At 35.4% G+C, this 7,283-nt stretch carries 7 protein-coding genes and 1 pseudogene; 7 read left to right on the top strand and 1 reads right to left on the bottom strand.

Going from position 1 to position 7,283, the window contains the following annotated elements:
• Positions 1–196 precede the first annotated feature (196 nt).
• Positions 197–709 (bottom strand): annotated as a pseudogene (locus RH86_RS20740) (transposase); the annotation flags it as partial.
• 400 nt (positions 710–1,109) lie between these two features.
• On the opposite strand from RH86_RS20740, the gene RH86_RS14440 reads away from it, so the two are divergent.
• From RH86_RS14440 to RH86_RS14410, 7 genes are read left to right on the top strand one after another with little or no spacing between them, the layout of a single operon-like run.
• Positions 1,110–1,892 (top strand): NAD(P)-dependent oxidoreductase, encoded by a 783-nt coding sequence (locus RH86_RS14440; RefSeq protein WP_009386842.1) that lies wholly within the window; start codon positions 1,110–1,112, stop codon positions 1,890–1,892.
• Positions 1,892–2,707 (top strand): sugar phosphate isomerase/epimerase family protein, encoded by an 816-nt coding sequence (locus RH86_RS14435; RefSeq protein ID WP_009386841.1) that lies wholly within the window; start codon positions 1,892–1,894, stop codon positions 2,705–2,707. Before RH86_RS14440 ends, RH86_RS14435 begins: the two co-directional genes overlap by 1 nt.
• Positions 2,708–3,058 carry a DMT family transporter gene (locus RH86_RS14430; protein WP_009386840.1) on the top strand — a complete coding sequence of 117 codons (351 nt, stop codon included), beginning with the start codon at positions 2,708–2,710 and terminating at the stop codon, positions 3,056–3,058.
• Between the two features lie 3 nt (positions 3,059–3,061).
• A complete protein-coding gene (locus RH86_RS14425; RefSeq protein WP_009386839.1) occupies positions 3,062–4,180 on the top strand; it encodes an FAD-dependent oxidoreductase in 1,119 nt (372 codons plus the stop codon).
• On the top strand, positions 4,177–5,184 hold the full coding sequence (locus RH86_RS14420) for a glycosyltransferase (protein ID WP_009386838.1): 1,008 nt from the start codon (positions 4,177–4,179) through the stop codon (positions 5,182–5,184). Before RH86_RS14425 ends, RH86_RS14420 begins: the two co-directional genes overlap by 4 nt.
• On the top strand, positions 5,181–5,993 hold the full coding sequence (locus RH86_RS14415) for a glycosyltransferase family 2 protein (protein WP_009386837.1): 813 nt from the start codon (positions 5,181–5,183) through the stop codon (positions 5,991–5,993). Before RH86_RS14420 ends, RH86_RS14415 begins: the two co-directional genes overlap by 4 nt.
• A complete protein-coding gene (locus RH86_RS14410) occupies positions 5,980–7,230 on the top strand; it encodes a hypothetical protein (protein WP_009386836.1) in 1,251 nt (416 codons plus the stop codon). The genes RH86_RS14415 and RH86_RS14410 overlap by 14 nt, the downstream gene beginning before the upstream one ends.
• The last annotated feature ends 53 nt before the right edge of the window (positions 7,231–7,283 follow it).

Here is a 7,283-nt window from a genome sequence, read left to right as displayed (position 1 = left end):
CAGCAGGGCTTTTTTACGTCTTTAGGAAATGAAGATAGTGGAAGTTCAGTTGGTTAGGCTTTTTATCGAAGAGCTTGGTGACCTGTCACACCGGGGGGCGTGTTGCTTTCTAGGTTATTAGAAGTCCCGTCCACTCCGCCACTTATTTGAAAAAACTGTTAGTTACATGAGGGCTTTTTTACGTCTGTAGCTGTCCCGTCCTGAATTTTCTTCCACAATGAAGAGCATCACTAACAAAATCTATCGACCAACAGGCATTCATATGTTCAGGAACGGCAAGTGGTGCAGGGTTACGGCTGGGAAGACGACGTTTACCTATCTCTTGGATTTTCTTGATGACCATATCATCACGGTGTTGCTTCGCTTTGTAGCGATAGATTGAACTACTAATGCCAACTGCGCGGCAGGCCAGTCTTAGGCTGACCTTGAACTGTTGAACAACATAATAAAAAAATTCTCTTTTAACCGCTGGCTTCACAACTATTTTTTAAGATATCTTTCACAATTCGGTGCTCCAAGCTTAGATCTGCGAACATAATTTTAAGGCGTCGATTCTCTTCTTCTAGTGCTTTGAGTTTTTTACATCGGATGCTTCCATACCACCATATTTCGATCTCCAGTCAATGTACGTAGGCAATGTCACACCGGATTCTCGGCAGGCATCTTTGACCGTTCGATCAGCTTCAATCTCTCTCAAAATTTTGATAATTTGCTCTTCCGTAAAGCGTGATTTTTCATGATGTTGTTTCTCCGTTTCTTTGAGTGTGAACGGAAAACGTCTAAATGAAAGCGAGACGGTTATTAGGGGGTTACAGTATCAGCTAGGATCAGTCATAGATTAGGTTTGTTGAGGCGTCTAAAAGATGGCATCTACAAGGTTAGCAATTTAGGCGGGATGTTTCGCAAGAAAATGACACTTCACAATCGACTTTATATAGATATATATTACCATCCGCTAAGAAAAAAGAGTCTCTAAGTGGTGAGAATCTATAGGTTTTGAATTAATTAATTAACCTTTTATTTACATTTGGGGTCACCAAAGGGCATAGAGTGTAGTGTGTATTATTGGTACAATTAGTTGTATATTAGACAGTTAACAGGAAAATATAATGACTAAGAAAGATGCATTAATAGGGCACAGTGGATTTGTCGGTAGTACACTATTAAAACAGAGAGAATTCAATTACTTATATCGATCAACTAACATCAGTGAGATTAGAAATCAGTTATTTGATACAGTCGTTTGTGCTGGCGCTCCCGCTGTTAAATGGTTAGCGAACAAGCACCCAGAGCAAGATAAACAAAGTATACAAGACTTAATCTCACATTTATCAACCATAAAATGTGAACAGTTCATCTTAATTAGTACAGTCGATGTATTTCAAAACCCTAATCAAGCAACTGAATCAACTTCAGTTGATACATCAGGTCTTCATCCTTACGGTCTCCACAGGTATGAGCTCGAAGAGTTTGTAAAGGCTAATTTTTCTAATCATATCATCATACGTCTGCCTGGGCTCGTGGGCCCAGGGCTTAAAAAGAATGTTATTTACGACTTTCTCAATAGTAAAAACTTAGATGCTATAGATAGCGGTGGTGTTTTCCAGTTTTACCCGATGGTTAACTTGTGGTCAGATATCCAAGTGGCTATTAGAAACAACTGTAACCTTTTACATTTAACGGCTGAACCATTATCTGTTAGTGATATTGCAAAAGAGTGTTTTAACTTAGACTTTGAAAATAGATTAAGTGATAAGCCAGCTAGCTATGATTTTCAAACAGAGGTCTCTCATTTATTTCACAATGATCATCCTTATCAATACTCAAAAAAAGAAATACTATTAGCTATTCGAGCTTATGCTCAATCAGAAGCTAAGAGAGAGATTGAGTAATGATATCAATTTCTAATATTGCCTGGGATGTAGCCAAAGACGAGGATGTTGCCAAAGTTTTAAACGACTATGCCGTTCCTTACATCGACATAGCACCGCCAAAATACTTTGATATACCTAGTCAAGCAGAAGAAAAAAAAATCTTAGAGGTAAAGTATTACTGGAACAGTAAGGGAGTCGAACCTATTGGGATGCAAGCTCTCTTGTTTGGCACTACAGGTCTTAATGTGTTTGGAACGATTGAAACGCAAAACTTACTTTTACAGCATTTAACTCATATTTGCAGAATAGGAAGCACTCTTGGTACGAAAAAACTTGTTTTTGGCTCACCTAAAAACAGAGACCGTTCTCACTTAGACGATAATCAAACACTAAAAATGTCGGTCGATTTCTTTAGACGCTTAGGTGCTATAGCTGAGAGTTATGGCGTTGTTATATGTCTAGAGCCTAACCCTGAATGTTATCAAGCAAACTTTATGACAAACAGCATTGATACAGCGGTTATTGTTCGAGAAATTAATCACGCTCATATTCGAATGCAACTTGATATTGGTGCAATGAATATCAACAATGAAGATCCCACTAAAATTATAAAACTAGTAGCACCTATTATTCACCATATTCATATTAGTGAACCACAACTTGCTCCATTGAATAAAGATAACCCCTTTCACAAAAAAGCAGCGGAAGCGATAGAAACCTATTTGCCAGAAATGCCGATGACAATTGAAATGCTAACAACCAACTCTTATTCATCAATTAAGCAAATACGAAATGCAATAGAGCTAGTGCAAAAAATTTATAGAGGCTTATAGATGAAATGGTTAATTTTGGTTTTGGGCATCTTATCAAATGCATCAGCAAGTGTTTTGATTAAGGTTGCGATGACGAATACATCCGCACCAATACAGCTTAGTAAGCCGTTGTCTATCATTGGGAACATTCCATTAGTATCCGGGCTTAGTCTGTATGGATTAGCTTTCATACTCTATGCTGTTGCTCTAACCTACCTACCTTTAAATATAGCTCACCCAACATTAACTAGCGGCTCCATTGCGTTAGTCGCTATAGCTTCGGTTGCCTTATTTGATGAAACTCTCTCTTCTATTAATATAGCAGGGATCATATTAATTACACTTGGGGTTGTTGCGCTAACAATTAATTAGCTTATGTATAATAATATAGATATCACAATTATTGGCGGTGGTTTTTTTGGCTTATATCTTGCCGAATACTACGCATTGCTCAATAAAAAAGTATTAGTTGTTGAAAAAGAAAATGACGCAATGCAAAGAGCATCTTACATAAATCAAGCTCGTGTGCATAATGGGTATCATTATCCTAGAAGTGTACTCACCGCTTTACGCTCACGTATCTCCTTTCCTCGATTTGTTGACGAGTTCGAATCATGTATTGATAGTGATTTTGATAAGTATTACATGATATCTAATCGCTTAGGTAAAGTTACCCCTAACCAATTTGAAAAGTTCTGTGATCGAATAGGTGCATCACACGAGCCGGCATCATCGTCAATACATAATTTAGTTAAACCGAATATGATTGATGGCATCTTCAAAGTAAAAGAGTTTGCATTCAATTCTATCCTCTTGAAAGAAACGATGCTGAACAGATTACAAAATAATAATGTTGAGATTTTGTTTAATCACGAAGTGTCTAGAATAAAAAGAACTAACTCTAACTTAGAGCTTATCGTTATCTCTGGCACAGATGAACAAAAAGTCATGAGCAAACAGGTATTTAACTGCACTTACTCATTGCTGAACTCTGTCTTGTCAGAGTCGAGTCTTGATCTTATTCCTCTAAGGCACGAAATGACAGAAATGTGTATTATTGATGTCCCTGATGAATTAAAAAAAATTGGAATCACGGTTATGTGCGGCCCATTTTTTTCCATTATGCCTTTTCCATCTAAACAAGTTCATTCTTTTAGCCATGTACGTTACACACCACATTATGAGTGGGATGATAACAATAATGACTCATATTTAAACGCTCATAAACTGGCAAAAGAAAACCATCGAAGAACAGCGTTTAAAAAAATGCAATTAGACGCACAGCGTTATATCCCAATGCTAGAAGATATAAAATATAAAGAGTCATTATGGGAAGTAAAAACAATATTACCTCGCAGTGGAACAGATGATTCACGTCCAATTTTATTTAAAGAGAATTATGGATTGAAAGGGCTTCACTGCGTAATGGGTGGAAAAATTGACAATGTGTATGACGTTATACAAACAATTAATGAATTAGGATTAGATAAATGATAAAAAGTGATACATTTGTCTCAGTAGTATTAATCGTTGAAAATCAAACAGAGAAATTGATAGGGTATATAGATAAACTATCGCCATACTTGGAGCATTACCTCAATGACTATGAAATTGTCATTATTGACCAAAACTCCAAAGATGGTTTAGAGCAAGAACTTCCTAAATGTTTGGTAACCCATCAATCGATAAGGCATATTCGTCTATCTCAAGAGGAGAGCAATGATGTTGCTCTTGCTGCTGGGTTAGAGAATGCAATCGGTGATTTTGTTATCAATTTAAACATTGAAAGTGATGATGTAGAAGTCGTATTACCATTAATGGAATGCGCTTTATTAGGTAATGATATTATTGTATGTACATCAAATAAAGTAACCTCATATTTTTATAAGAAAATTAAAATCATATCAACTGGATTGTTAAAATCTATCGGGTATACATTGCCAAATGATAGCACTGGAACGTTTTGTTTTAGCAGAAGAGCGGTTAATGCTATTACAGAATCTAGTCGTTATTACTGTAAGCTACAGATGAGAATAGCTAATATTGGATATTCCCTGCATCCCTTTAATGCCAATAAATACACGCACCCAAATAAGAGAAAAAATATAACTAGAGGGATAACTGAAACGCTTCATCATATGGTGTTTAACTCAACAAAGCCACTTCGTTGGATGAGCTTTTTAGGTATAATGGGTAGTATTCTAGCAATAGTTTTTTCAACTTATAGTCTATTGATCCACTTGATTAATGACACAGTGGCTTCTGGTTGGACAACGACAATTCTATTTATGTCTATGTTGTTTGCTATTTTATTTACTATGCTATCATTTTTTGGAGAGTATTTGGCTCGATTGTTAAATGACCGTAGTGAACACAAAGATTATAACGTTGTATATGAGAAAAATAGTTCGGTTATGTTAAACGAAGATCGTAGCAATGTTTTATTTACTTCCGTTAATAGTGACGTAAATAAAAGCCAGACAGGAAGAAACAAATGACCGTAGACTCAACTAATCGCCAAGTTCCAAAATATGATGAAGTATTCACTTCGGATAAAGGACACGATTATTGTGTTGCCATCTTTGTTATCAATGAAGGTGAAAAGCTACACAAACAATTGCAGCGAATGAAAGATTCTCAGTTGAATGCAGATGTCATCATATCTGATGGTGGTAGTTTCGACGGTTCAACGGATACAAAAGCGCTACAAGCACTAAATGTTAATACTTTACTTGTGAAGAAAGAGGCCGGTAAGCTTGGCAGCCAAATGAGAATTGCTTTTTCTTGGGCTCTAAAAAAAGGCTACAAGGGAGTTATTGTGATTGATGGTAATAATAAAGATAGTGTAGAAAACATAAATGATTTTGTCATAAAGTTAGAAGAAGGTTATGACCACATTCAAGGATCTCGCTTTGTCCCTGGAGGGAAAGCAATTAATACGCCAATTTCTCGATTACTAGGATTGAAGCTTTTACATATCCCGATGATGCGAATGGCTTCCGGGTTTAAGTATACAGATACTACAAATGGTTTTAGAGCCTATAGTAAAAAATTACTACTTGATGATAACATGGCGGTTTTCAGAGATGTATTCACAAGTTATGAGTTTCATTATTACTTAGCGATTGAATCTGCCAAGCAAGGTTTTAGATGTATTGAGATACCAGTAACCAGAGTTTATCCTAAAGGTAAAATTGTTACTAAAATATCACCAATTAAAGGAAATGTTGATATAATAATCACGCTTGTAAAAGTAACATCAGGATATTATCACGTAAAAGATAGGGGTTTTTGTGAGGGTAAATAATGCTTTTTTAATTTTGTTGTATTCTTTTGTAGCTTCTCTTTTTATAATTTTTAACCCGCAGTCTCTAAATTATCATTACGGAGATGGGGGCGGTAAGTATGAGGATAGAGTAGATTCTTCTTCTGACTATCTTATTAGAAATACAGTTAAGGCTAATATTCTTACGGAAGGGAGTTATCATATTTTTCCGATAAGAACGATTGGTTATTCAGATGGTAATTACGATTTTAACCCAAATGGCATGACTAGCTATACAAGCAATATCTCATTTCAAACACTACCGTTGACTTTTTTTGCGAATGTCTTTGGTTTTAAGAATGAAAGCGAATTAGATGACTATTTCTCTTTGTTTCGAATAGTTACTGCAGTTTTGTTTTCTATTCTAGTAACGTTATTGTATTTCTGTTTTTGTTATGATGCCAGTTATAAAACGCATTTTTTAATTCCTTTTTTAGTTGGAGGTAGTGCAGGATTTGTTTTTTTTGCTCAGAATTTATATTTCCTCCCTATTTTGATGGTTTTTCCGCCGGTTTTGATGGTGTTTCAACTAGTTTTCTTTGGTAATAAGTCAAAGTTTTGGGTTTTTGTTCTGAGTGTCATCTTTTTTTGTCGTGGTTATGAGTTTGCAACTGTCTATTCTTTGCTTATGGCATTTTTAGCATTCTACTTTACCAGAGGTGATATTCGCTATAAATTAAGTCAGGGAGCGTTGGTTTTTGGTATAACATGTGTTTCTTTTGTTTTTTCTATCTTCATTCATATTAGTTTGCTGTCATTCGATAGTGGATGGGAGTTGTCTTTTTTTGACTCATTGAGAACTGCATTTGGAAGTTTAACTCATCGTACCTTATCAGTTAATGGCGTAGTAATGCCTTTTACTGATGCTTTTTATCAAACAATGTGGGGGAGATTGTCAAAAGTTGCATTCTCGTGGTGTGATGGTTTTCCGAATATAAAAGAGCTCTATGTTATAGTCTTTCTGTTTCTTTCCATTCTAATATCCTCATTTTCACATCGTAATTTGTTGAATAATATAACTATAATAGCGGCTTATGGTATTGTGTCATACTTGTCATGGTATGTGTTTGCTTACCAACATATAATGTGGCATGGAATGTATGATTGGTATATTTTTTCTCTTACACTTGGTCTTTCATTTGGTTTTATTTCTCTTATTCTGTTAAACGATTTTTATGGGTATGTGAAAAGACGAAAATTTTTGTTTAGTTGGCTTTAGGTATGTTGAGAATGCAAAAAAATAATCTAATACACTTTTTGTGTGTAAATGTT

It is taken from the genome of Vibrio sp. N418 (genome assembly GCF_000222565.1).
Taxonomy (GTDB): domain Bacteria; phylum Pseudomonadota; class Gammaproteobacteria; order Enterobacterales; family Vibrionaceae; genus Vibrio; species Vibrio scophthalmi.
This window is presented reverse-complemented; position numbering and strand designations above follow the sequence as displayed.